Source organism: Nitrincola iocasae (genome assembly GCF_008727795.1).
Lineage (GTDB): Bacteria > Pseudomonadota > Gammaproteobacteria > Pseudomonadales > Balneatricaceae > Nitrincola > Nitrincola iocasae.
This window is the reverse complement of sequence record NZ_CP044222.1, coordinates 2,705,289-2,728,499: the sequence shown is the minus strand read 5'-3', so window position 1 is coordinate 2,728,499 and position 23,211 is coordinate 2,705,289. Positions and strand designations below refer to the sequence as shown.

At 49.8% G+C, this 23,211-nt stretch carries 26 protein-coding genes; 23 read left to right on the top strand and 3 right to left on the bottom strand.

Features of this window, described 5'->3' with window-relative positions:
• Positions 1 to 88: 88 nt before the first annotated feature.
• From F5I99_RS12600 to F5I99_RS12525, 16 genes are all read left to right on the top strand, one after another.
• Positions 89 to 760: an amino acid ABC transporter permease gene (locus tag F5I99_RS12600; protein WP_151056520.1), complete on the top strand. Its 672-nt coding sequence runs from the start codon at positions 89 to 91 to the stop codon at positions 758 to 760.
• A complete protein-coding gene (locus F5I99_RS12595; RefSeq protein ID WP_151056518.1) occupies positions 760 to 1,413 on the top strand; it encodes an amino acid ABC transporter permease in 654 nt (217 codons plus the stop codon). Before F5I99_RS12600 ends, F5I99_RS12595 begins: the two co-directional genes overlap by 1 nt.
• Positions 1,414 to 1,457: 44 nt before the next feature.
• Positions 1,458 to 2,243, top strand: a complete 786-nt coding sequence (locus tag F5I99_RS12590; RefSeq protein ID WP_456093911.1) for an amino acid ABC transporter ATP-binding protein — start codon at positions 1,458 to 1,460, stop codon at positions 2,241 to 2,243.
• A 100-nt stretch (positions 2,244 to 2,343) separates the two neighbouring features.
• Positions 2,344 to 3,666: an aminotransferase family protein gene (locus F5I99_RS12585; RefSeq protein WP_151056516.1), complete on the top strand. Its 1,323-nt coding sequence runs from the start codon at positions 2,344 to 2,346 to the stop codon at positions 3,664 to 3,666.
• A gap of 49 nt (positions 3,667 to 3,715) precedes the next feature.
• Entirely contained in the window at positions 3,716 to 4,411 is a 696-nt protein-coding gene (locus F5I99_RS12580) for a CoA transferase subunit A (RefSeq protein WP_151056514.1), read from the top strand.
• Entirely contained in the window at positions 4,398 to 5,045 is a 648-nt protein-coding gene (locus F5I99_RS12575) for a 3-oxoacid CoA-transferase subunit B (RefSeq protein ID WP_191905850.1), read from the top strand. The genes F5I99_RS12580 and F5I99_RS12575 overlap by 14 nt, the downstream gene beginning before the upstream one ends.
• Positions 5,042 to 6,316, top strand: coding sequence for an ArgE/DapE family deacylase (locus F5I99_RS12570; protein WP_151056510.1), 1,275 nt, complete (start codon positions 5,042 to 5,044; stop codon positions 6,314 to 6,316). Before F5I99_RS12575 ends, F5I99_RS12570 begins: the two co-directional genes overlap by 4 nt.
• The gene (locus F5I99_RS12565) at positions 6,313 to 7,485 is read left to right on the top strand and encodes an acetyl-CoA C-acyltransferase (RefSeq protein WP_151056508.1); all 1,173 of its coding nucleotides are present in this window, start codon (positions 6,313 to 6,315) and stop codon (positions 7,483 to 7,485) included. The genes F5I99_RS12570 and F5I99_RS12565 overlap by 4 nt, the downstream gene beginning before the upstream one ends.
• Before the next feature lie 32 nt (positions 7,486 to 7,517).
• Positions 7,518 to 8,564, top strand: coding sequence for a histone deacetylase family protein (locus F5I99_RS12560; protein ID WP_151056506.1), 1,047 nt, complete (start codon positions 7,518 to 7,520; stop codon positions 8,562 to 8,564).
• Positions 8,565 to 8,600: 36 nt separating this feature from the next.
• A complete protein-coding gene (locus tag F5I99_RS12555; RefSeq protein ID WP_151056504.1) occupies positions 8,601 to 8,951 on the top strand; it encodes a RidA family protein in 351 nt (116 codons plus the stop codon).
• Between the two features lie 142 nt (positions 8,952 to 9,093).
• Positions 9,094 to 9,402 (top strand): hypothetical protein, encoded by a 309-nt coding sequence (locus F5I99_RS12550; RefSeq protein WP_151056502.1) that lies wholly within the window; start codon positions 9,094 to 9,096, stop codon positions 9,400 to 9,402.
• Positions 9,403 to 9,726: 324 nt separating this feature from the next.
• Positions 9,727 to 9,900 carry a DUF2970 domain-containing protein gene (locus F5I99_RS12545; protein WP_151056500.1) on the top strand — a complete coding sequence of 58 codons (174 nt, stop codon included), beginning with the start codon at positions 9,727 to 9,729 and terminating at the stop codon, positions 9,898 to 9,900.
• Between the two features lie 88 nt (positions 9,901 to 9,988).
• Positions 9,989 to 11,134 (top strand): cytochrome c oxidase subunit II, encoded by a 1,146-nt coding sequence (gene coxB, locus F5I99_RS12540; RefSeq protein WP_151056498.1) that lies wholly within the window; start codon positions 9,989 to 9,991, stop codon positions 11,132 to 11,134.
• Between the two features lie 15 nt (positions 11,135 to 11,149).
• Positions 11,150 to 12,805 carry a cytochrome c oxidase subunit I gene (gene ctaD, locus F5I99_RS12535; RefSeq protein WP_151056496.1) on the top strand — a complete coding sequence of 552 codons (1,656 nt, stop codon included), beginning with the start codon at positions 11,150 to 11,152 and terminating at the stop codon, positions 12,803 to 12,805.
• Between the two features lie 21 nt (positions 12,806 to 12,826).
• Positions 12,827 to 13,390, top strand: coding sequence for a cytochrome c oxidase assembly protein (locus F5I99_RS12530; RefSeq protein WP_151056494.1), 564 nt, complete (start codon positions 12,827 to 12,829; stop codon positions 13,388 to 13,390).
• Positions 13,383 to 14,240 (top strand): cytochrome c oxidase subunit 3, encoded by an 858-nt coding sequence (locus tag F5I99_RS12525; protein ID WP_225307400.1) that lies wholly within the window; start codon positions 13,383 to 13,385, stop codon positions 14,238 to 14,240. Before F5I99_RS12530 ends, F5I99_RS12525 begins: the two co-directional genes overlap by 8 nt.
• A 12-nt stretch (positions 14,241 to 14,252) precedes the next feature.
• Here the strand turns inward: F5I99_RS12525 and F5I99_RS12520 are convergent, their stop codons facing one another.
• Complete coding sequence (locus F5I99_RS12520) at positions 14,253 to 14,441, bottom strand: DUF2909 domain-containing protein (RefSeq protein ID WP_151056489.1); 189 nt, start codon at positions 14,439 to 14,441, stop codon at positions 14,253 to 14,255.
• Between F5I99_RS12520 and F5I99_RS12515 the strand changes: the two genes are divergently transcribed.
• The 6 genes from F5I99_RS12515 to F5I99_RS12490 all read left to right on the top strand — a co-directional run bounded on the left by F5I99_RS12515 (position 14,440) and on the right by F5I99_RS12490 (position 19,002).
• Positions 14,440 to 15,198, top strand: coding sequence for an SURF1 family protein (locus F5I99_RS12515; protein ID WP_191905849.1), 759 nt, complete (start codon positions 14,440 to 14,442; stop codon positions 15,196 to 15,198). The genes F5I99_RS12520 and F5I99_RS12515 overlap by 2 nt on opposite strands.
• Entirely contained in the window at positions 15,195 to 15,692 is a 498-nt protein-coding gene (locus F5I99_RS12510; protein ID WP_151056485.1) for a hypothetical protein, read from the top strand. The genes F5I99_RS12515 and F5I99_RS12510 overlap by 4 nt, the downstream gene beginning before the upstream one ends.
• Positions 15,693 to 15,735: 43 nt before the next feature.
• Entirely contained in the window at positions 15,736 to 16,797 is a 1,062-nt protein-coding gene (locus F5I99_RS12505; RefSeq protein ID WP_225307399.1) for a COX15/CtaA family protein, read from the top strand.
• Positions 16,790 to 17,710 (top strand): heme o synthase, encoded by a 921-nt coding sequence (cyoE, locus tag F5I99_RS12500; protein ID WP_151056483.1) that lies wholly within the window; start codon positions 16,790 to 16,792, stop codon positions 17,708 to 17,710. The genes F5I99_RS12505 and cyoE overlap by 8 nt, the downstream gene beginning before the upstream one ends.
• A gap of 89 nt (positions 17,711 to 17,799) precedes the next feature.
• Complete coding sequence (locus F5I99_RS12495; RefSeq protein WP_151056481.1) at positions 17,800 to 18,405, top strand: Yip1 family protein; 606 nt, start codon at positions 17,800 to 17,802, stop codon at positions 18,403 to 18,405.
• Positions 18,406 to 18,507: 102 nt separating this feature from the next.
• Positions 18,508 to 19,002 (top strand): TlpA family protein disulfide reductase, encoded by a 495-nt coding sequence (locus F5I99_RS12490; protein ID WP_151056479.1) that lies wholly within the window; start codon positions 18,508 to 18,510, stop codon positions 19,000 to 19,002.
• Between the two features lie 7 nt (positions 19,003 to 19,009).
• Here the strand turns inward: F5I99_RS12490 and F5I99_RS12485 are convergent, their stop codons facing one another.
• Both F5I99_RS12485 and F5I99_RS12480 read right to left on the bottom strand, forming a co-directional pair.
• Positions 19,010 to 19,732, bottom strand: a complete 723-nt coding sequence (locus F5I99_RS12485) for a TrmH family RNA methyltransferase (protein ID WP_151056477.1) — start codon at positions 19,730 to 19,732, stop codon at positions 19,010 to 19,012.
• Positions 19,729 to 21,354, bottom strand: coding sequence for an NAD(P)/FAD-dependent oxidoreductase (locus tag F5I99_RS12480; RefSeq protein WP_151056475.1), 1,626 nt, complete (start codon positions 21,352 to 21,354; stop codon positions 19,729 to 19,731). The genes F5I99_RS12485 and F5I99_RS12480 overlap by 4 nt, the downstream gene beginning before the upstream one ends.
• A gap of 266 nt (positions 21,355 to 21,620) precedes the next feature.
• Here F5I99_RS12480 and F5I99_RS12475 point away from each other — a divergent pair, with 266 nt between their 5' ends.
• Positions 21,621 to 23,168: an EAL domain-containing protein gene (locus tag F5I99_RS12475; protein WP_191905848.1), complete on the top strand. Its 1,548-nt coding sequence runs from the start codon at positions 21,621 to 21,623 to the stop codon at positions 23,166 to 23,168.
• Positions 23,169 to 23,211 lie beyond the last annotated feature (43 nt).

The following is a 23,211-nucleotide window of genomic DNA, read 5'->3' as shown; positions in this document are numbered from 1 at the left end:
TTTTGTCTTAGTGATTGTTGGCTTGTGGCTTATACCCCTATAACAACTCTTGTCTCCCTGAGATTTAAAATAGAAAAAGGGTTGGAGTATGGATTTTGAATTGATGGTCGGGGTGACCCCCTTATTGCTAAAAGCCGCCTGGGTTACCGTCGATATATCTGCTCGCGCAATCTCGCTGGGTTTTGTCGTTGCCTGTGTACTGGTTTTCATGCGTTCAATCAAGTTTATTCCACTGCAATGGTTTGCCCGTGGTTATATTAGCGTTATCCGGGGTACGCCCTATTTTGTGCAACTGTTGCTGGTGTTTTATGGTGGTCCCGCTCTGGGAATCAGGTTGGATCCATTTACCTGCGGTGTGTTGGTGGGTGCCTTTAATATCGGTGCGTATATGAGTGAAGCCATTCGCGGTGCACTGGAATCGGTAGACAGCGGTCAGAATGAAGCATCGCGCTCAATCGGATTTGGTCGTTTTCAAACGCTGACCTATGTGGTGTTACCACAAGCAGCCGGTTTAATGATTCGTTCCGTGGGTGTGTTGGGTATTGTGCTGGTTAAGAACTCTTCATTGGTATCGATTATTTCTGTAGTGGAACTGACGTATCAGGCGCAACGTCTTATAGGTTCAACCTACAAGCCGTTCGAAATTTTCGCTCTCACGGCCGTTATGTATATTTGCATTGTCTATGCCGTTATGGGAATTGTTGAGCTGGCTTATCGTCGCGCCACCCGCTACACCACTTTAGTTAAGAGGGTACAGTGATGGAATTTGATTTTTCTCCAGTCATTACCTATGCCCCTACACTCTTGAAAGGCATGGGAGTGACCTTCCTGATCGCTCTGGTTGTGGCAATCTTCTCCATAGTGGGCGGTTTGTTGGTGGCGGTGATCTCGATTTTCACCAACAAAGTGGTGAGTTGGCCGTTGCGCTTCTTTATCTGGTTATTTATGACCACGCCGCTGTTGCTGCAGCTGTATTTTCTCTACTTCGGTTTGGGAGAGTGGATACTGATACCGGCGTTGATGGTGGGGGTACTGGGGCTGGGCTTCCACTATATGGCCTATAACGCCGATATTTTTATCGCCACTATACGCTCTGTGTCATCGGGACAATATGAAGCGTCACGTTCACTGGGGTTTGGGCATCTCAGGACTATTTATTACATTATCGTGCCACAAGCCTTTATCCGCTCTGTGCCGCAGATAGGCAATAACCTGATTTTGATGGTCAAGGATACCTCGGTGCTATCGGCAATAGGGGTCGCGGAACTGGTGTATGCCTCGCAATATGCGATTAGTGTGTCTTTCCGTCCATTCGAATTCTTTATTGTAATCGCCGTCATTTATTACATCCTGAATTTGTTTATGGAATATGGCCAGTCTCGCTTTGAACGCATGACAGCTGATCGTCGATAACCCGTGATTATTCCAGTGAATAAACCTTTTTAAATGGGACAGTTATGAAAACTGATACAACTAGCGAAACACCCATGGTGGATATCATCAATGTTCACAAAAAGTTTGGTGAACTTGAGGTGCTTAAGGGCATTAACCTGACCGTGCCGCGTGGCAAGATTGTTTCGATTATCGGTTCATCCGGCTCAGGTAAAAGTACATTGTTGCGTTCCGTGAATCATCTTGAGGTCATAGATAAAGGCCAGATCATGCTGGATGGTGTCCAGGTGAACCGACCGGATATGAGTGGCTTGGCGTTTGAGCGGCATATTAACCATATTCGTCAGAATATGGGCATGGTGTTTCAGCACTTTAACCTTTTCCCGCACCTTTCAACGCTTGAAAATGTGACACTGGGGCCACGTAAGCTTAAAGGCATGGAAAAAAAACCGGCCGAAGAGCTGGGTCGGGAATACCTGGATCGTGTAGGCCTGGCTGACAAGGCTGAAGTCTATCCTTCCCGACTGTCTGGCGGGCAAAAACAGCGTGTAGCCATTGCCAGAGCCCTGGCGATGCAGCCCAAGGTGATGCTGTTTGATGAAGCCACCTCAGCATTGGATCCGGAGCTGGTCGAAGAGGTTAACCAGGTTATGCAGGGGCTGGCCAAGGATCATATGACCATGCTGATCGTAACTCACGAGATGGCCTTCGCGCGGGATGTATCCGACTGGGCGATGTTTATGGATGGTGGGGTTGTGGTGGAAGAAGGCACACCGGACAAATTTTTTACCAATCCGGACCACGAGCGTACCCGCAACTTCCTGCGCAAGCATCTGGATAGTAATCGCTAGCGTTTATCAGTAAACACGAGTGAAAAATGGAGTCTCTGGTCCGTGTTTACGGACAGGGCAGGGGAATCTTTGTGCTTTTTTCAGCCGAGTTAGAGGTTTTATGACAAGTAACGCTTTGTTTTATCAGGCGGGTGCAGAGCTGCCGTTAATCAGCCATGCCCAGGGTATTTATATGTGGGATACCCTGGGTAAACGTTATATCGACGGTTGCTCAGGTGCCATTACCTGCAGCCTTGGGCATCAGCATCCGGCCGTAACGGCCGCGATGAAAGCCCAGCTGGATCAGGTGGCCTTCAGCTATCGCACCCAGTTTGAAAGCCAGGTGGCGATTGATCTGGGTGATGCCCTGGTGGCATTAACCGAAGCGCAGTTGCATAAGGTGTTTTTTGTTGGCAGTGGCTCGGAAGCGGTTGAAAGTGCGATGAAACTGGCACGCCAGTATTTTTATGACCGTGGTGAGCCACAACGCCAGCGTTTTGTTTCCTTACGCCCCTCTTATCATGGCAGCACGCTCGGTGCGCTGGGTCTTACCGGCTATGAACCTCTGGAGCGCCCTTATGAAGATCTGATCACGCCGTCAGTAAAAGTGCCATCACCGGACTTTTACCGCTTTAAAGAAGCGGATATAGAGACACATGTTGAGGCCGTTTTATCACAAACAGAAGCAGCCATGGCGGCTCAACCAGAGGACAGTATTGTGGCCTTTGTGCTTGAGCCAGTGGGCGGTGCCAGTACTGGCGCCAGAATGCTGAATAAACGTTATGTAGAAGGGATTCGCACACTGTGTGATCGCTTCGGTTGTTTGCTGATTATGGATGAAGTGCTCAGTGGCCTAGGCCGCACGGGTGAATGGTTTGCCTGGCAGCACTGGGGTGTTTGCCCGGATATTCTGGTGCTGGCAAAGGGCATGGGTGCCGGTTACTACCCGGTAGCCGGGATTCTGGCCAAAGGTGACCTGGTTGACCAGGTGCAGAATCAGGGTGGCTTTATGCACGGCCATACCTATGCCGGTAACCCGCTGGCCTGTACAACAGGCCTGGCAGTGATCCGTGCCATGCAGAATGAAGGCATCCTGGATAATGTGCGCGAGCTGGGGATCTATCTGCGTCAGCAACTGGATCAGTTAAAAGCCCGTTATGACTTTATTGGCGATGTGCGCGGCATCGGGTTTTTGCAGGGGGTCGAGCTGGTGCAGTCACAGGGTAGCAAAGCCCCTTTCCCGGCAGAATTTAATGCCTTCAGTAAAATCACCGCGATTGCCAGAGAGAAAGGTTTGTTGATCTATCCACGGCGCTGCCTGAACGGTGTCGAAGGCGATCACTTTCTGGTGACGCCACCCTTGAACACCACGCGTGCAGAAATTGATGAAATGATGACGTTACTGGACCAGGCATTGGCTGAATTCAGCCGGATTCTGCCATAACTACATAATAATAACTGTTTGTTTATTAAAATAATTTCGGATGTGACTTGTGAATAAAACAACCTCGATTGAAGAAGCGATTGCAGCCATCCCCTCGGGTGCTGTGATCATGGTCGGTGGGTTTGGCAGTCCAGGGACACCCTTCAGCCTGATAGATGAGCTGTTGCGCCAGGGACAACGCAACCTGACACTGATCAAGAATGATGCCAATGAAGCGGGTATTGGTATAAGCAAGTTGATTGAGCAGGGGCGGGTGGATCGACTCATCACCACTCATATAGGTTTGAATAAAACCGCCATTGAATGGATGAACAGCCAGCGATTAGTGGTGGAGTTTCATCCGCAGGGCATGCTGGCTGAAAAAATACGCACGGCAGGCGCTGGCAGTTACGGTTTTCTCACCGATATCGGTCTGCATTCCGAGATTACCCGTCCCGAGCAGTTACTGGAGTGGCAGGGTAAGCAGTACAAGATGGAAATGGCACTCAAGGCAGATTTTGCCCTGCTGCATGCCGCACGTGCTGATCGTTTCGGAAACCTCATCTATGAAGGCAGTGCAATGAACTTTAATCCGTTGATGGCGATGGCCGCGGATCAGGTCATCGTTGAGACGCCAGCCTGTTTTGAACCCGGCGAACTGCTACCGAATCAGATACACACACCCTGTGCATTTGTTGACCGTTTGGTGGTGTTGCCCCAGTTAACCCAGGAATACAGGATAATGGAGCATCATGTCAGACATTGAAAGTTTATTGAAACGCGCTGTTAAAGAGATTCAGCCGGGCAGCATCCTTAATCTGGGTATCGGCCTGCCAACGCAGTTGCTGAATTACCTGCCGGATGACCTGGATGTACTGATACATTCCGAGAATGGTGTATTAGGCTCCTGGAAGCAGGCCCCACGAGAGCAGATGAGTGCCTCGCTGATTGATGCCGCTGGCGCCTATGTATCCACCGTTGAGGGAAGCAGTTTTTTTGACAGTGCGGTGTCCTTTGCGATGATCCGGCGCAGTAAAATCGATTTGACCATGATTGGTGCTTTTGAAGTGGATCAGCAGGGCAACCTGGCCAACTGGAAAATCCCCGGCAAGTTTTCTCCTGGTATTGGTGGGGCAATGGAACTGGCGCAAAAAACACCGCGCATTGTGGTGCTGATGACCCATTGCGACAAACAAGGGCGGTCAAAAATACTGCAGCAATGCCGTTTGCCAGTCACGGCTTACCATTGCATCTCGCGCATCATTACCGACAAGGCGGTAATGGATGTTACGCCGGAAGGGCTGATCGTTCGTGAGATAACCGAGGGTATGACCCCAGATCAGTTGCAGGAGATCACTGAAGCCAGGCTGATCTTTGCAGAGGAGATGTGTAGTTTATGAATCTTGATACCAGAGAACAGGCCATTCTGCAAAGCTGTGATGCGGTATTTGCCGATACCCTGGCGTTTACCCAGGATATGGTCAAACAGTACAGTGTGTTGAATCAGGAGCAGGGTGTGCTGGATGTGGTGGAGCGGCAGCTGCAGGCACTGCAGTTACCGGTACAGCGCGTGGCGATGAAGCACGCTGAACTCTGTACCCATTCACTCTATGCCCCCGTGCCCTGGAACCATGAAGACAAGTACAATCTGGTAGCGCAGCTCAATCCGGGAGCCAGTGGCAAAACCCTGGTATTTAACGGTCATCTGGATGTGGTCCCTGCCGACCCTGTCGATATGTGGACTCAGGCTCCACATGAGCCCTGGGTTCAGGATGGCTGGTTGTACGGACGGGGCGCTGGCGATATGCAATCCGGTGTGGCGGCAATGATCTTTGCCGTTCATGCAGTGCAGCATGCCGGGTACAAAATTACCTCACCAATTACGTTGCAGGCGGTGGTCGAAGAGGAGTGTTCCGGTAATGGCGCGCTGTCGTGTCTGCAGCAGGGTTTTGGCGGCGATTTTGTGTTGATTCCGGAACCCTTTGGTCCACAGATCTATTCCGGTCAGGTAGGCGTGCTCTGGTTCAAACTCACGGTGCAGGGCAAACCGGTGCATGTGCTGGATACCGCCGCCGGAGAAAATGCCATCGAAAAACTGCAGCGTTATATTCCAGCACTGAAGTTATTGGAAGAAGAGCTCAACACCTATCACAAAGCCCCGCCGTATGATTCAGTGGCGCGCCCCTTTAACCTGAATATCGGTAAAATTCAGGGAGGCAACTGGCCCTCGAGTGTCCCTGCTTACGCCGAAATGGAAGGCCGGATAGGTTTTCCACCAGGGATGTCCGCCAATGAGATCATGCAGAAAGTCAGTGATGCGGTGGAAAGTGTCAACAGGTCCAGCAGTAACCTGGCCATTTCTAAACCTGTGCTGCGCTTTCATGGCTTTCGCTCGGAAGGTCATCTGGTCGATCTGAAGCATGGCGGTATTGGCATGCTGGCTGACTGCCACCGCTCACTCACCGATAGTGAACCGGAGCATTATTTGTCTACCTGCACCACAGACCTGCGCGCCTTTCATTTTTACAGTCGTACCGCGGGCACCTGTTACGGTCCTATAGCCAAAAATATCCATGGCGTGGATGAGTGTGTCGATATTGAATCGATTCGCCATGTTCTGAAAACCTACGCGCTGTTTATCAGTCGCTGGTGCAAACTGGAAGCCTTATGAAACCTGTCTACCTGAGTCATTACCGCCGCACCGCCTTTACCCGGGCGCACCCGAAAAAACCGGAAGTGGATGCGTTTTCATCCCTGTCGGGACCTGCTTTACTGGCTAAACTGATCGATGAGGTGCTGGATACCACCCAACTGCAAACCGATCAGGTGGACGACCTGAGCCTGGGCTGTGCACTGGGAGTGAAGGAGCAGTGGAGTTTTGGTGGACGTTATCCCATACTTCAGACAGCCATTGGTGATCAGTGTGCCTCGCGGATGATCGATCAGCAGTGTGGATCGGGTCTGGCGGCCATGCGCATGGCAAGTTTGAATATCGCTTCAGGCGGTGCTGATATTGCTCTTGCCGGTGGTTATGAACATATGACACGTGTACCCATGGGTCCGGCGCTGTTCAAGGAAGGTATTCTCACAGTACCGCAGCTACAGCCGGATTATGATGTCGCCAGAGTGATGAATATGGGGCTGACGGCAGAATCACTGGCCAAGCTGGGCGATATCAGCCGTGAGACGATGGATCGCTTTGCCTGTCGCTCACACCAGTTGGCCAGTGCGGCACGAGAACAGGGTTTTCTGGCAGGTGAAATTTTGGCGGTGGATACGCCAGCGCAGGCTGGCTATAGTCTGGATGCCTGTATTCGCGAGTCGACCACACTGGAAACACTGTCTGCTTTGAAGCCAGCATTTGATGAAAATGGCCAGATTACCGCTGGCAATAGCTCGCCACTGACCAGCGGAGCTGGATTGGCTGTGCTGATGTCAGAGCAGGCATTGCAAACCAGTGGCCTGGAGCCTCTGGCACGGGTGGTGGCTTGTGTCGATCGGGGTACACGACCGGAGCTGATGGGACAGGGTGTTGTGCCCGCCGTGGAAAAACTCCTGGCATTAACCGGGCTGCGGGCTGAACAGATCGATTTCTGGGAGATTAATGAAGCCTTCAGTGTTGTGCCCTTGTATGCCATACAGACGCTGCAGCTGGATGCAGAACGGGTGAATATTCATGGCGGTGCGCTGGCACTTGGTCACCCGCTGGGTGCGACCGGCATTCGCCTGGCAGGTACACTGGCGCGTACCTTGCAGCAACAACAGGGGCGTTACGGTATCGCCGCCGCTTGCATCGGTGGCGGTCAGGGTATCGCCCTGCTGCTGGAAGGCATCAACTGATTTTTATCCTGAACAGTTAAAGTGGAAAACGCATGAAATTTTATTACGCTGAACCCCAAAGCCTGCATGCTCCGGCGACAATGATCATGCGCGGCAAAATCATTGATTCGCCGGAAGGGCCGGTCCGTGCCGATATTTTACGTGCCACGCTGGACAAGCATAACATGCAACTGACGGCGCCCGAGGGGCTGGGTAGCGATATGCAACAGCAGCGTATTCGTGCGCGTTTGCTACAAATTCATACACCGCGTTATCTGGACTTTCTGGAGACTATCTATCAACGCTGGATCGACTTGCCAGGCGCATCTGATATAGTCACGCCGAATACCCACCCTTGCGGTACGGCGACACAGTATCCTGAGCATCCGGTAGGACTGGCAGGCTGGCATCTGAGTGATATGGCCTGCCCCATGGGACCGGACAGCTTCAAAGGCATTATGGCCAGCGCGGCAACAGCTGAAGCCGCTGCTGAAAGTGTTTTAGCTGGAGAGGACTCTGCCTATGCCCTGTGCCGTCCGCCAGGACATCATGCCGGGCCGGAACTGGCAGGAGGCTTCTGTTACCTGAATAACTCGGCACTTGCTGCAACCGTGCTACGTGAAAAGTACGATCGGGTGGCGGTGGTGGATGTTGATCTGCACCATGGTAACGGTACTCAGACAATATTCTATGAACGAAACGATGTTTGGACCGGCTCCCTGCATGCCGATACGCGGGCGTTTTATCCTTTCTTTTGGGGCGATGAGAAGGAAACCGGTACCGGGGTCGGGCAGGGCTTTAATGTCAATATGCCCTTGCCTATCGGAACCGACGGGCAGGGGTTTCTGAGCACCCTGGATGCCTTGTTGCAGCGTTTGGCCGAGTATAGGCCTGAGGCTATCGTTATTGCCCTGGGACTGGATGCACATAAAGACGACCCCTTGGCCGGACTGGCGCTGGAAACAGAGGACTTTACTGCTATAGGTATTCGCCTGGCAGGTTTAAACCTGCCTACAGTCGTCGTTCAGGAAGGAGGCTATCCGACGGCACATCTGGGTAACAACCTGGCGGCATTTTTAACGGGATTTCGTGGTGTCTGACAAGGCATCTTACACAACCACAATGAGAGAAACAGCATGACTATTACTTATCAAGGCAGCAATCAGCGAATGAGTCAGGTTACAGTGCATAATGGCACAGTGTACCTGGCAGGCCAGGTGGCAGCCGATGCCAGCGCTGATATGCGTGGGCAAACTGAGCAGATTCTGGCCGGTATCGATGCGCTGTTGGCGCAGGCAGGCACTGCAAAGGATCATCTGCTATCTGCCACCATTTGGGTGACAGATCTGGCCGAATTTGACCAGATGAATGCCGCCTGGGATGCCTGGGTCACACCAGGACGCCCACCGGTGCGCGCTTGTGTTGAAGCCAAGCTGGCCAAGCCGGAATGGAAGGTTGAAATCATGGTGGTAGCGGCACTTCCCTGAAACCAATAGCCTGAGCTGAGTCAAGATTACGGCAGGTATCGCTGGCAGTTCAATGCAGGGAGTTGTAATGCAAGCAGGCTCAGGCTAGAGTTTTATTCAGCTGCTGTGCTTGAATACTACTATCAGAGGAAGGAACATTGTCATGAACAAGTTAAATTTCACAGGGATGTTGGGATTGTTGTTGCTGGCTTTATTTTCAGGGCCTGTGGCAGCCGAGGTGTTAACCATCAATCAGTTTCAGCCTGAAGTACGCCCGGGTGACCAGATGTTTGTTAACGGCTTGTCTGAACAAGCTGTGCTAGGTCGTTTTGGTGAGCCTGTGAGAAAAGTGGCTCCAGTCGGTCAGCCACCCATCAGTCGGTGGGTTTATGATGAATTTACGGTGTATTTTGAATACCAGACTGCACTGCATGCCGTGATTCATCGCAAAAATCCACGTGTTACTGATTGATCATGCCAACCTGCGCTTAAATCATGCCTATCACCCCGTTTAGCAGGCTATACGGGCACAAAATCCTTCTTATATGACTACATAGGCGCCGTGCATGGCGTCATGAGCCATAGCAAGTCTATTCAAATATAAGCTATTGATAGAATTGTATCGTCCAGGTTCAAAACTACGCATTTATATTTTCTGTTCTATAGTCTACTTTATATAAAGTAATGAAATAATTATATTTTTAAAATAATACTTTGCTTATGTGTGGTAATTAACAGACATATGAAGTTATTCATTATTTCCTCTATAAAATGTGTGGTTAATAGGTGGATTAAAATGCTTAAGATAATTAAATCAGTACTGGCTGCCTTTTTCGGCGTACAGTCTGAAGCCAACCGGCAGCAGGACTTTCAGTCAGTATCACCTTGGAAATTTATTCTTGTTGGTATTCTTATGGCGTTGATTTTAGTTATTTTAGTCGCCAGTGTTGCTTGGTTAGCTGCTAATTAAATAATTGCACCTTTTCATTTCCTGTCTATACTCAACTTAACTAAATACTGGCTGCATTTCCTTATTCATAAAAATAAAGGGGGGATTGATGGGCCAACTCATTCGCACAGTTTTCCGTGCCGTGCTTCTGTCATTATTTGCTGGCTTTGCACAGGCGTCATCAATAAATACCTCATCCGGATGGAATATGCCGGACGGTGTCACCGAGATCAGTCGGGAAGTGTATGGACTGCACATGATCATATTGTGGATCTGTGTGGTGATTGCCGTGGTGGTCTTCGGGGTTATGTTCTATTCGCTGATAGCCTACCGTAAGTCCAAAGGGGCAAACGCGGCACATTTTCATGAAAACACCACCGTTGAGATCATCTGGACGGCGATTCCCTTGGTGATACTGGTGCTGATGGCAGTACCCGCAACCGCTACCCTGAAAAAAATGTATGACGTTTCTGAGGCTGACATTGATGTATTGGTGACCGGGTTTCAATGGCGCTGGCGTTATGAATACCTTGAAGAAGATGTCAGCTTTTTCAGTAATCTGGCAACTCCAAGAGAGCAGATTTACGAAACGGATATCAAGAGTGATAACTACCTGCTTGAGGTGGATGAGCCTATGGTGGTGCCGACCGGTAAGAAGATCCGGGTGTTGCTGACTGCCAATGATGTGATTCATTCCTGGTGGGTACCTGACCTGGCGGTTAAGAAGGACGCGATTCCTGGTTTTGTCAATGAAAGCTGGTTCGAGATTGATGAACCGGGTACTTACCGTGGTCAATGTGCTGAGTTGTGTGGTCGGGATCACGGTTTTATGCCGATTGAGGTTAAAGCGGTTACTCCCGAGGACTATGTCGCCTGGCTGGATAGTCGTCGCGAGGCCGCTGCAGTAGAAGCGGCTGGTTCCGACCGCGAATGGGAGATGGATGAGCTAATGGAACGGGGTATGGCAACCTATAATACTTATTGCGCCGCTTGCCATCAGCCTGAAGGACAGGGGTTACCTCCGATGTTCCCGGCGTTGGCTGGCAGTGCTATTGCGACAGACCCAAATTCCATGGATGCACATAAGGCAATCGTTTTGCATGGTAAAACAGGCACCGCCATGCCTGCTTTTGGTGCGACCCTGTCAGCAGCCGAAATTGCGGCGGTGATCACTTATGAACGTAATGCCTGGGGCAATGATACGGGTGAACTTGTGCAGCCATCCGCCGTGAGTGCTTTGCTGGAAACACAATAAAAAGAGGTTAATGTTATGGCGTCTGATACATCGCAAGCGACTGTTCAGCAAAGTGTCAGTGATGTTGCACAGGATGAGGCAGCACACACAAGTCATGCAAGCCATGGACCGACCGGCATAATGCGTTGGCTATTAACCACCAATCATAAAGAGATAGGCTCCCTCTATCTGTTGTTCTCGCTGTTGATGCTGTTTATTGGTGGCACCTTGGCACTGGTGATTCGTGCTGAGCTTTTCCAGCCGGGCATGCAGTATATTCAGCCAGAATTTTTTAATCAGATGACCACCATGCACGGCCTGATCATGGTGTTCGGTGCGATCATGCCTGCCTTTGTCGGTTTGGCCAACTGGATGATTCCGCTACAGGTTGGGGCACCGGATATGGCCTTGCCACGCTTGAATAACTTTAGTTTCTGGTTATTGCCGGTGGCCTTCGGGATTCTGTTATCCACCCTGTTTATGGAAGGCGGCGGCCCCAACTTTGGCTGGACTTTCTATGCGCCCCTGTCGACCACTTTCGCACCGCCATCAACCAGTTTCTTCATCATATCGATTCATCTGGCCGGGATCAGTTCTATTCTCGGTGCCATTAATATTATTGCGACTATTCTGAATCTGCGTACACCGGGCATGCGCTTGATGGATATGTCGCTGTTTGTCTGGACCTGGCTGATCACCGCTTTCTTACTGATAGCAGTGATGCCGGTACTGGCTGGTGTTGTCACCATGATGCTTATGGATATCAACTTCGGTACCAGCTTTTTCAACGCCGCCGGTGGTGGTGATCCGGTATTGTTTCAGCATCTGTTTTGGTTTTTTGGCCATCCGGAAGTATACATCATGATTTTGCCCGCGTTCGGCATCGTGTCACTGATCGTACCGACCTTCGCCCGTAAGCGCTTGTTTGGTTATGCTTCCATGGTCTATGCCACGGCATCCATTGCCATACTGTCGTTCCTGGTGTGGGCTCACCACATGTTTGCGGTCGGTTTACCGCTCACGGCGGAGCTCTTCTTTATGTATTCGACCATGCTGATCGCTGTGCCGACCGGGGTTAAGGTATTCAACTGGATTGCCACGCTGTTCAGAGGGTCGATTACCTTTGACGTGCCTATGCTGTTTGCGCTGGGGTTTATCGTCATGTTCACCATTGGTGGCTTGTCCGGGGTAATGCTGGCGATAGTACCGGCCGACTTCCAGTACCACGATACCTACTTTGTAGTGGCACATTTTCATTATGTACTGGTGCCGGGAGCTCTGTTCGCCATTATGGCTGCTGCCTATTACTGGATGCCAAAGTGGACCGGGCATTATGCCAATGAAACCCTGGGCAAATGGCATTTCTGGATGTCAGTGATCGGGGTCAATCTGACCTTCTTCCCGATGCATTTTTCCGGACTGGCTGGTATGCCCCGCCGTATTCCCGACTATGCCCTGCAATTCGCTGATTTTAATATGATTTCATCGATTGGTGGTTTTATGTTCGGTTTCTCGCAACTGATCTTTGTCTGGGTACTGGTTAAAGCCATACGGGGTGGTGAGAAAGCACCCGCGAAAGCCTGGGAGGGCGCCGAAGGTCTGGAGTGGACTGTGCCTAGTCCAGCACCACTACATACCTTTGACACGCCGCCCGCGTATGACCCGGCAACTGATTCGCCGAGTCGACACTAGTATGGATGCCAGGGGATCGCTATGAGTGTCAGCCAAACGGCTCAAGCCGGTGTACAGCGAACTGTTAAAAAGACACTTTGGGTGCTACTGGGCATGGTGGGTTTCACCCTGGCGCTGATACCGCTGTATGACGTTTTCTGTGAAGTGACCGGATTAAACGGAAAAACCGCCGAGTCAGCCCAGATCATCAGTGCTAAAGGCGTGGATGAATCGCGTCAGATACGCGTCCAACTGGTGGCTCGCAGTGGTAGTGGTTTGACTTGGCGACTGGAGGCATTGGATTCGGTGGTGACGGTACATCCCGGACAGATCTCTCAGGCGCGTTTTCAGTTCACTAACGTCGGTGATACGCGTAGTTCCAGCCGTGCGGTGCCCAGTATCACTCCGTCAGCCGGTGCCAGACACTTTCGCAAAATGGAGTGTTTCTGCTTCGAGCAACAGTGGTTGAAGGCGGGTGAAACGGTACAGTTACCCCTGGTGTTTCAGATCGATCCTGATCTGCCTGATGATATAAAAACACTAACACTGGCTTACACGCTCTATCCGATGGATGAAGTGGTTGCCCTGGGAGGTTTTCGTGACTAGTCAATATTATGTTCCCCCAACCAGTAAATGGCCGATTATTGCAGTTGCGGTAATGGCCAGTACGGCTATAGGTGCCGCCTCATTAATGAGTTTTGGAACCGGCTTGCCGTTTTTGCTGGCAGGTCTGATCGGTATCGCCTTAGTCATGTATGGTTGGTTTAGTGATGTGGTCAGGGAATCAATGGGTGGGCTGTACGATAGTCAGATGGATCGTTCATTTCGACAGGGTATGGCCTGGTTTATCTTCTCGGAAGTGATGTTTTTTGCCGCTTTTTTTGGTGCCTTGTTCTATGTTCGGGTGTTCGCCTTGCCTTGGCTGGATGGTCAGGGCGCGAAGGGGGTGACAGCATTACTCTGGCCTGAATTTACTGCCAGCTGGCCGTTAATGCAGACACCGGATCCGAGCATCGGTGGACCCACCGCCCTGGTCAATCCCTGGACCCTGCCTTTGATCAATACCCTGCTACTGGTGTCATCCAGTGTGACTCTGACTATTGCGCATCATGCACTGAAAGCGGGGGAACGACTTAAGCTACGTAACTGGTTAATCGTTACCCTGGTGTTAGGGAGTGTGTTTCTGGTTATTCAGGGCGTCGAGTATGTTGAAGCCTGGAACCATCTCGGATTAACTCTGCAGGCAGGTATTTATGGTTCAACCTTTTTCATCTTGACGGGGTTTCATGGGCTGCATGTGACCATTGGTGCCATCGTGTTGGCCGTTCTGTTAATGCGGGTGATGAAAGGCCATTTCAGTGCCGATAAGCATTTTGCTTTTGAAGCCGGAGCCTGGTACTGGCACTTTGTCGATGTTGTATGGATCGGATTGTTCCTGTTTGTCTATGTGTTCTGAATGTGAGGTTATTCAGTTGAGCAGTCCTTGGGAAAATCCATAGACCAACAGGATCATCAGTACCACGGCCAGAGTGATTCGTAGTTTCAGTGAGGTCAGAGTGCGTTTTGACGTAGACGCGTCTTTAAGCAAAAAACCGGCACCAGCCGCCAGACTGATTAACATGGCAATAAAGGTGAGGGCTATCAGGAGCTTTAGCATGAATCACTCCGGAGCGCTGAAGCGCAGGGGTTATAAAGTATTCAGTCGATCAAAAAACGCGCCGCAGGTCAAGCGTCTTATCAGTCTGGGGTTATGGTGGGGGTTATGGATAAGTCTGATGTTAGTTGGCTTGGCACTGGCAAATTGGCAGTGGCAGCGCGCCGCAGAAAAAACCGAGTTGCTGACACAGTGGGCCGCAACCGAGATGCTTTATAACCCGGTGATAGAGCCTGAAAACCTGGCACAAGTGACCCTGACCGGACGCTTTCTGGCTGAGGAAACCCTGTGGCTGGATAACCGGGTTTTACAAGGGCAAGTTGGAGTCGCTGTATTGACGCCTTTTCTGGCTGATTCAGGGCATTGGTGGCTGATACAGCGTGGTTTCATTCCAACGGTGGTTGATCGCCGCGTTGAACCCGAAGTGGACACGCCGGAGGCTTCTCTGGAGGTAAGGGGCTACTGGCAAACGCTTCAGCAGGGCAATCTGGTCTTCGGTGATAACCGTGAAGGTAATCGCTTACAGTCTATTGCTTTAAGTCCCTGGAGTCATTTGTCCGCGCCGCATTTTCAGGGCGTAGTACATCAGAACGCCGGTGATGGGCAGTTGGCTGCCTGGTGGAAACCCAGTCAAATGCCACCTGAACGGCATATCGCTTATGCTGTTCAGTGGCTTTGTCTGGCGCTGCTTGCCTTGGTAGTCGCGGTGATAGGGCATCGTGTTCTGTATTGTAAAACCTGTCAGCAGGATAACGTATGAAAGCGCGTATCAAGCTAATTCTTTTGATTCTGATTCTTGCTGCACCTATGCCGATGGCTTGGGCCATGCTGCATTGGCAAGTCGGCATTCCTGAAACAGATGTCGCCAATGGAGAGCTTCACCACCAGCTTCCGCCTTTGAGCGAGTGGCCTCTGGACTGGCAGGCCAATGACCGATGGTTGCTGGTCTGGAGTGCCCCAGACACCTGCGGCCCTGATTGCCAGGCCCAGGCTGATCAGTGGTGGCGTATGCACCGTGCGCTTGGACGCGAGGCTATTCGGGTAGAGCGCTTGCGACTGACCGGTCAGGATCAAGATGTTTTACCGGGAGAGGCCAGGCTTTTGTGGCAGGAAAGTCGACCCGATTGGGTTGAAGATTTTCAGGTATGGCTGGTTGATCCGCAGGGAATCGTGGTCACGCGTTATCCGGCATTTGTTGAGGTACGGGATGTTCATAAAGATCTGCAACGTTTGCTGAAGCGCAACCCCGAATGAAATGACTGCTATAGTTGTAACTGGATAACGATAATAAGAGGTGATGATGGTGCGATCTGATAACAGCCTCCAGGGCCGCTCTGGACCAGCGGTGAATCGAGCCATGTATCTGGCAGCTATAGGGGGTTGCTTTACCTTCGTGGTTATTTTGGTCGGGGTTTGGACGCGCCTGGTTGACGCCGGACTGGGTTGCCCCGATTGGCCTGGTTGCTATGGGGCACTGGTAGTTCCGGATGCGCAGCGTGCGGCAGGTTTTGCCCCCGATCTCCCTCTTGATCCTTTTAAAGCCTGGATGGAAATGTTTCATCGTTATATCGCTTCAGGTCTCGGTTTGGTGGCATTGACACTGGCCTGGATGGCTTGGAAGAACCGCCATATTCAGGATTACCCGGTTGCGGTTAGTTGGGTTTTGCTGGGCATCATTTGTCTGCAGGGTGCCTTCGGTGCCTGGACGGTTACCCTGCAACTCTGGCCACAGGTTGTCACGCTGCATCTGTTGGGTGGGTTTACGGTGCTTGCTTGCTTTTTCTGGCTGTATTTCCGATTAAAAGCCTGCCGCCAGTCTGATCGTCGGCCTATACGCCTGCCCGGGCTTTGGTGGCTGGTGGGCTTTTTGTTGGTGGCTCAGGTCGCTTTAGGGGGCTGGACATCAAGCAATTATGCCGGCATTGCCTGCACTGGTTTTCCTACCTGCAACAATGAATGGTGGCCTGACTATATCGATTTTGATGAAGGCTTTCATTTGACGCAAGAGGTGGGTCCCAATTATCTCTATGGCCAGTTGCATGCCGGTGCCCGCACGGCAATTCATTATACTCACCGCCTGGGAGCGCTGGCGCTGGGATTGGGGCTGATCCTCTTGACGTTACACTACAAACATCACACGGGGGCTCGTCGCTGGTTGCTGGCAGCTCTGGGTACCTATCTGCTGCAGGTGTCATTGGGCATTATTCTGGTATTGAATGCCTTGCCTCTATCGGTGGCTTTGTTGCATACCGCCGGTGCCGCACTGCTTATGCTACTGCTGTTACGCAGTGGCTGGTCGCTCGGGAGGCTTGAATCGGCATCACCGGCGTTTTCTTACAGGAAGGTGGTTCATGCGTAATACAGAACTGATTATTCATCCCCGGCAGGAATTAGCTGCCTACCTGAGTCTTGGCCGGGATTATTTCGAACTGGGTAAACCACGCGTTGTGCTGGTGATGCTGGTGTGTGCGGCTGTGGGTATGGCGCTGGCGGTACCCGGTATACCTGATATGCTGCGGGTAGTCACAGGCCTGCTGGGTATAGGTCTGGCTGCAATGGGTGCTGCTGCATTCAATCATTTGCTGGATCAGCGCCTGGATAAGCTGATGTTAAGAACCTCCCGACGGCCTGTCGCTGAAGGACGCATTCGTGGCTGGCAGGCCGCTGTGTACGCCTCGTTATTGTCATTGGCCGGTTTGGTGCTGTTATGGATAGAAGTGAATCCAATGACAGCCGCGCTGACAGCCATGGCCCTGCTTGGCTACGCGGTGATTTACACCGCATTTCTGAAACATGCCACCCCGCAAAATATCACCATAGGTGGACTGGCGGGGGCTGCACCCCCTTTGTTAGGTTGGACCGCGATGACCGGTCAGCTTAACCCGGATGCCTTATTACTGGTATTGATCATTTTTGCCTGGACACCACCACATTTTTGGGCATTGGCTATTCATAAGCGTGAAGAGTACGCCAAGGCAGGTGTGCCCATGCTGCCGGTGACTCACGGTATTGATTTTACCCGCTTACAGATCTGGTTATATGGGTGGCTGACGGTAGTAGCTACACTCATGCCCTTTGCTACTGGTATGAGTGGCTGGATTTATTTACTGGGTATTGTGTTGCTGAACAGCCGGTTTATGTATTGGAACTGGAAAGTCTGGCGTGGCAATGATCCCAAGGCACCTCTTGCTGCGTTCTGGTTTTCAATACGTTATATCTTATATCTATTTGGTTGGTTGTTGCTGGATCATTACGTCCTATTAGTGTTCTAAGAAAATAGGTGTTCATGCTGTGAAAAATAATAATAACCAGATCCTTGATCTGATCAATAAGGGTGGCCGGGCCACCAAGGAGATACACTATGTTACTACACCAAATCAGTGGTGTTATGTTTCACCAACAAAGTATCTGGACGAATATTCGCGAGCGTAATTATAGCTTCGTTGAATGTTATACCCATGCGCTGTTGTGGCTTTGTGCCATAGCACCGGTATCTTTCTTTATCGGCACAACACAGGTTGGCTGGAGTATAGGTACGGGAGCCTATGTCAAACTATCAACCAGCAGTGCGTTTTTGATTGCCGTGGTGTTTTACATCGCACTGTTGGTGGGTGTAGCTTTTATGGCGCATGTGATTCACTGGATGGAAAAAACCTACGGGGCTGATTCTGATCTGGAACATTGCATGGTGCTGGCCACCTGTACTGCCACACCACTGCTGTTGGCTGGTATTACCGGCTTGTGGCCGATGTTGTGGTTTGTGGTCGGGGTCGGTCTGGCGGCTCTGGCCTACACGGTTTTCATTCTTTATTCCGGTGTGCCCGAATTGATGAATATCCCGGCTGACAGGGGCTTTATGTTTTCCACATCGATCCTTACGGTGGGCATGGTAGTGCTGGTGAGTATGCTGGCATCCACTGTGGTGTTGTGGGACTTGGGGATAGCACCGAGTTTTGTCTCAGGCTGATCAGTAACTCTACCCGAAAGGAACGTTATCTGTGGCACAATAAGGCCCTGGTATGGGGGAACTCAACCAGGGCCTTATTACTGAGTAACTTAAGGGGACACTGTGCGACGATATTATTGGCCTTTGTTTATAGTGGCAGTATTGGTATTTGGACTCGCTGTGTTTTGGGGGTTGCAACAGTCCAAGTTGTCCCGCAGTCTGCCAGATTCGCTGGTGCTATCCAACCTGCAAGGGCAACCTGTGGACCTGAATGACTTTCAGGGGCAGCCGGTGGTGATTAACTTCTGGGCGACCTGGTGCCCACCCTGTATCCGCGAGATGCCACTGCTGGCAAGTTACGCCGAAAAGGAAGGCTTAACGCTGGTCTTGATCAATCAGGGTGAAACCCTGGATGTTATTACTGATTATCTGGATAGCGCTGGATTGACGTTTGAGCACTTATTACTAGACCCACGACAAGCTGCATTGCAGGCCATGCAGGTGCGAGGTTTGCCGACCACACAGTTTTTTGATGCACAGGGACGATTGGTCAATGAGCACATGGGCGAGTTGCATGATGAGCAGCTACAGCAGTTTGTGCAACATTATCAGCAATGATCAGGGCTCAGCGTTGGCGCTCATAAACACAAAGGTTTACCGCGCTCGCCAGGTTCAGCGACTCGATCAGTCCGGCACCCGGAATGGTAAAGGCTTTTGCTTGCAGAGCATCCAGCTGCACACGTGGTACGCCGCGGGCCTCATTACCAAATAGATAACAGTCACTTTGTTGAAACGCTGGTGTGGTTATGGCTTCACCTTGCATATCCAGGCAGGCGATCTGGTTATAGCGTCCAGACAAGGATTCCAGAGCGACATCCTGTTCCAGTGGTACATGAAAAATAGCACCCATACTGGCGCGGATCACCTTGGGATTATAGGGATCGACACTATCCGGGCTTAGTAGGCAGCGAAAGCCACCGAACCAACCTAATGTGCGTAAAATAGTACCCAGATTGCCAGGGTCCTGTATCTGGTAAAGGTAAATAGCGACATCGGTTTCTGTGTAAACCGGCTGTATCGCTTGGGTAGGAACCACCGCCAGGATGCCTTGAGGAGACTTGGTATCTGAGATGCCCGCCATCTGTTTGCCGCTGATGACCTGCTTGTTGAGTAGCGTTGGCCAGTCAGCATAAGCCTCGGTTACCAGCAGGGTGCTTGTCAGCAGGTCAGCTTGCTTTTTGGCCGCATTTTCCAGCTCCAGTACCAGATGTTCACCCTCTACCAGGCACTGGCCGAACTCCTGGCGATACTTTTTCTGCTGCAGTTTTTTGATGGTATCCAGTTTCATGCTTCAGCCCCTGATTGCGACATGATGTCCAACGCCAGGGCTTCAGCTACCTTAATGCCATCAATACCGGCCGATAGTATGCCACCCGCATAACCTGCGCCTTCGCCGGCCGGATAAAGCCCTCGCACATTCAGACTTTGCAGGCTGTTTGCATCCCGGGTAATGCGGATAGGGGAGGAGGTACGTGATTCTATGCCGGTCAATACGGCATCCTCACGATCAAATCCACGGATTTTCTTACCAAAGGCTGGCAGGGCTTCACGTATTGCTTCAATGACATAATCAGGCAGGGCTTCAGCCAGGTCACAGAGTTTGACACCAGGTTGATACGACGGGATCACCTCGCCGAGTGTCGTTGATGGACGGCCTTTGATAAAGTCCCCGACGAGTTGTGCTGGAGCGCTGTAGTCACAGCCGCCCAGTTGATAGGCAATGGCTTCGAGCTTTTCCTGCAGCTCAATGCCAGCTAAAGGACTACCGGGAAAATCCTTCTCTGGCTCAATGCCGACCACGATGCCAGCATTGGCATTACGCTCTTTACGCGAATATTGACTCATGCCATTGGTGACCACCCGGCCCTCTTCCGAGGTCGCGGCAACGACCTGTCCGCCAGGACACATGCAAAAGCTATACACCGCACGGCCATTTTTAGCATGGTGTATCAGTTTGTAATCAGCGGCTCCCAAGGCTTCATGACCGGCATACTTGCCCAAGCGTGCTGTGTCGATCATGGATTGTGGATGTTCGATACGAAAGCCGATGGCAAAGGGCTTTGGCTCAATAAACACCTGCTTGCGGTATAGCATTCTGAAGGTGTCACGGGCGCTGTGACCTAGGGCCAGTACGACATGATTGCTGGGAATTTGCGTACCGTCGGCAAGTTCCACACCACGAATTTGCCCTGCATCGATGATCAGATCGGTAACTCTGGATTCAAAGCGTATCTCACCACCGAGTTCTATAATTTCTGCGCGCATTTTGGCAACTACACTGGTCAGGCGGAAGGTGCCGATATGCGGTTTGCTGACATACATGATGTTGTCCGGTGCACCTGCCTTGACGAATTCCTGCATCACCTTACGGCCATAAAACTTGGGATCCTTCACCTGACTGTAGAGTTTACCATCAGAAAACAGACCCGCGCCGCCTTCCCCGTACTGTACATTGGACTCAGGCGAGAGTTGATGCTTTCGCCACAACGCCCAGGTGTCCTGCGTTCTTTGACGTACATTACGTCCACGCTCCAGTACAATGGGTTTAAAGCCCATTTGAGCCAGTATCAATGCGGCAAAAAGCCCACAGGGACCAAAACCTATTACTACTGGTCGTTCGGTCAAGCTGGCGGGTGCCAAGGCAACTGGGTAGTACTGGGTGTCCGGAGCGGGGATCACCTGAGAGTCATCCTTGAAGCGGGCGAGTACCGCTCCATCGTCCTGCGTGCTCAGATGAATGATGTATACATAGGTGATTTCAGTATTCTTCTTGCGAGCATCATAACTGCGTTTGAATACAGTGTAATCGAGCAGCTCTTCATCCCTGAGCGACAGACGCTCCAGTATGGCCTGGCGTAGAACCGATTCAGGGTGATCAAGGGGTAGCGACAGTTGAGTAAGGCGAATCATCTTGGCGTTCCGAACGATAGGAAGGGGATCTGTGAGCTCAAACGCAAAGTATACCCGTCAGCCTGGATAAAGTCAGTCTGAGTAGTGTTTTTACAGATATGAAAGCGCATATTTTCTTTCTAAAATGAAACGATTGCTTGACGTATATGTGTTAATTTACTATACGGTTTGTAGGTGTTTGTGATTGGGTCGGGAGTATTGAATTTAAGTAACTTGCTATTGTTAGTGCATAAATTCAGATAAATTAAAATGGGATGTATTTACAAATGAAAACATGGAGCTTCCGCAATTTTGGCATAGTTTTCATTATTTTTTTATTATTGATTCTATCTGTACATCTATTAGCTATTAAAGATCAACGAGATAAACAGAATGAGTTTTCAAAAGAGTTACTGGCTCATGCTGAAACCGTATCAACTCAACTACTCAATGCAACAGATGAAGCTCAAAAAGACAATATTAACAGTTGTGATGAGAATAGTCTGGACACTATTAGAAAAATTACACATAAATATTTATATGTCTATGATCTGGGTGTTGTTGAAAATGATGCGATAGTCTGTACGGCTAACTGGGGCCGATTACCCTATCCAGCCACACTTCCTATGGATTTTTATAGAACAAATTCTGGATTTTTACTCTATTCTATGGTTTCCAATATATTTCCGGCAGCATTAGAGTTAGATATAACGCGGAAAAATAATGTGGCTGCATTTACAGCTTATTTTGCATTTCAAACATTTTTAGATAGAAATGAAAGATTCTCATTTTCGATTGAAACAGTAACTGATAATCATGCATTTATATATTACCAATCCCCGGCGCAGAGTGTTTCCTGGATTGATTTATCATTTGTTTATGATGGGGTAAATACGAAACTTTGTAGCAATATATACGGATACTGTGTACATACATTCAATCATCGTTTCGGATTATTTTACTATAATAAGTCGTTTGTTTTGTTTGTATTTTTAATAATATTTATGTTCAGTTTTATTATTTCGTATGCATTTAGATCGTATGTTTATAATAAAAATTCTATGGAATATAGGTTAAGAAAAGCTATTTTTAATGAAAAATTATATATGGAATATCAACCAATAATTTCCCTGAAAACATCAAAGATTGTTGGTGTTGAGAGCTTGGTTAGGTGGAATGATGAAGTCTATGGGAGGGTTTCTCCGGAGTTATTTATTAGTATTGCAGAGAAAATTAATCTTTACAAATATGTAGCCTACCAAACAGCTACTTCATCTATTGAAGAGATGGCTTCAGTGTTGAAGAATAGAGAAAATTTTTTCTTGTCAATTAATGTAAGTACCTATGAGATTACTGAAGAAAACTTTCTGTCTGATCTAAAGAAAAAAGTGACAGCTGAGGGTTTTTATGCCCATCAAATAAAAATAGAAATTACTGAAAAAATTGAAGTACCACTCAGTATGCTTTCAGATTTTTCTAACCGTGCAAGGCACCATGGATTTCGAGTGTCATTGGATGATTTTGGAACTGGAGTTTCCAACCTGGTTTGGCTTACAGAAATTAATTTCGATAGTATTAAAATTGATCGAATATTTACCCAGTCTTTAAATGATGAATTAAAGAAATGCATGGTGCTTTCTATAATGAATCTGGTTTCTGGATTAAATAAACAGTTGATATTTGAGGGTGTTGAGAATGTTGATGAACTTGATCTGATAAGGGCATGCTGTGATGATACTTATGTGCAAGGGTGGTACTTTTTTAAATCGATGCCTATGCTCGATTTAATTAAAATATTAAATGTAGAGTCTGCAGATACTGCTGCTTATGAATAATAGTATAATATGTGGTTTAGGTGATTGGCCTGTCCGGTGATGC

Excerpts from the sequence above, each read along its gene's own strand:
- F5I99_RS12600 (WP_151056520.1), top strand. The coding sequence starts at position 89 with ATGGATTTTGAATTGATGGTCGGGGTGACCCCCTTATTGCTAAAAGCC.
- F5I99_RS12595 (WP_151056518.1), top strand. The coding sequence starts at position 760 with ATGGAATTTGATTTTTCTCCAGTCATTACCTATGCCCCTACACTCTTG.
- F5I99_RS12590 (WP_456093911.1), top strand. The coding sequence starts at position 1,458 with ATGAAAACTGATACAACTAGCGAAACACCCATGGTGGATATCATCAAT.
- F5I99_RS12585 (WP_151056516.1), top strand. The coding sequence starts at position 2,344 with ATGACAAGTAACGCTTTGTTTTATCAGGCGGGTGCAGAGCTGCCGTTA.
- F5I99_RS12575 (WP_191905850.1), top strand. The coding sequence starts at position 4,398 with ATGTCAGACATTGAAAGTTTATTGAAACGCGCTGTTAAAGAGATTCAG.
- F5I99_RS12570 (WP_151056510.1), top strand. The coding sequence starts at position 5,042 with ATGAATCTTGATACCAGAGAACAGGCCATTCTGCAAAGCTGTGATGCG.
- F5I99_RS12565 (WP_151056508.1), top strand. The coding sequence starts at position 6,313 with ATGAAACCTGTCTACCTGAGTCATTACCGCCGCACCGCCTTTACCCGG.
- F5I99_RS12560 (WP_151056506.1), top strand. The coding sequence starts at position 7,518 with ATGAAATTTTATTACGCTGAACCCCAAAGCCTGCATGCTCCGGCGACA.
- F5I99_RS12555 (WP_151056504.1), top strand. The coding sequence starts at position 8,601 with ATGACTATTACTTATCAAGGCAGCAATCAGCGAATGAGTCAGGTTACA.
- F5I99_RS12550 (WP_151056502.1), top strand. The coding sequence starts at position 9,094 with ATGAACAAGTTAAATTTCACAGGGATGTTGGGATTGTTGTTGCTGGCT.
- F5I99_RS12545 (WP_151056500.1), top strand. The coding sequence starts at position 9,727 with ATGCTTAAGATAATTAAATCAGTACTGGCTGCCTTTTTCGGCGTACAG.
- coxB (WP_151056498.1), top strand. The coding sequence starts at position 9,989 with ATGGGCCAACTCATTCGCACAGTTTTCCGTGCCGTGCTTCTGTCATTA.
- ctaD (WP_151056496.1), top strand. The coding sequence starts at position 11,150 with ATGGCGTCTGATACATCGCAAGCGACTGTTCAGCAAAGTGTCAGTGAT.
- F5I99_RS12530 (WP_151056494.1), top strand. The coding sequence starts at position 12,827 with ATGAGTGTCAGCCAAACGGCTCAAGCCGGTGTACAGCGAACTGTTAAA.
- F5I99_RS12515 (WP_191905849.1), top strand. The coding sequence starts at position 14,440 with ATGAATCACTCCGGAGCGCTGAAGCGCAGGGGTTATAAAGTATTCAGT.
- F5I99_RS12520 (WP_151056489.1), bottom strand. The coding sequence starts at position 14,441 with ATGCTAAAGCTCCTGATAGCCCTCACCTTTATTGCCATGTTAATCAGT.
- F5I99_RS12510 (WP_151056485.1), top strand. The coding sequence starts at position 15,195 with ATGAAAGCGCGTATCAAGCTAATTCTTTTGATTCTGATTCTTGCTGCA.
- F5I99_RS12505 (WP_225307399.1), top strand. The coding sequence starts at position 15,736 with ATGATGGTGCGATCTGATAACAGCCTCCAGGGCCGCTCTGGACCAGCG.
- cyoE (WP_151056483.1), top strand. The coding sequence starts at position 16,790 with ATGCGTAATACAGAACTGATTATTCATCCCCGGCAGGAATTAGCTGCC.
- F5I99_RS12495 (WP_151056481.1), top strand. The coding sequence starts at position 17,800 with ATGTTACTACACCAAATCAGTGGTGTTATGTTTCACCAACAAAGTATC.
- F5I99_RS12485 (WP_151056477.1), bottom strand. The coding sequence starts at position 19,732 with ATGAAACTGGATACCATCAAAAAACTGCAGCAGAAAAAGTATCGCCAG.
- F5I99_RS12480 (WP_151056475.1), bottom strand. The coding sequence starts at position 21,354 with ATGATTCGCCTTACTCAACTGTCGCTACCCCTTGATCACCCTGAATCG.
- F5I99_RS12475 (WP_191905848.1), top strand. The coding sequence starts at position 21,621 with ATGAAAACATGGAGCTTCCGCAATTTTGGCATAGTTTTCATTATTTTT.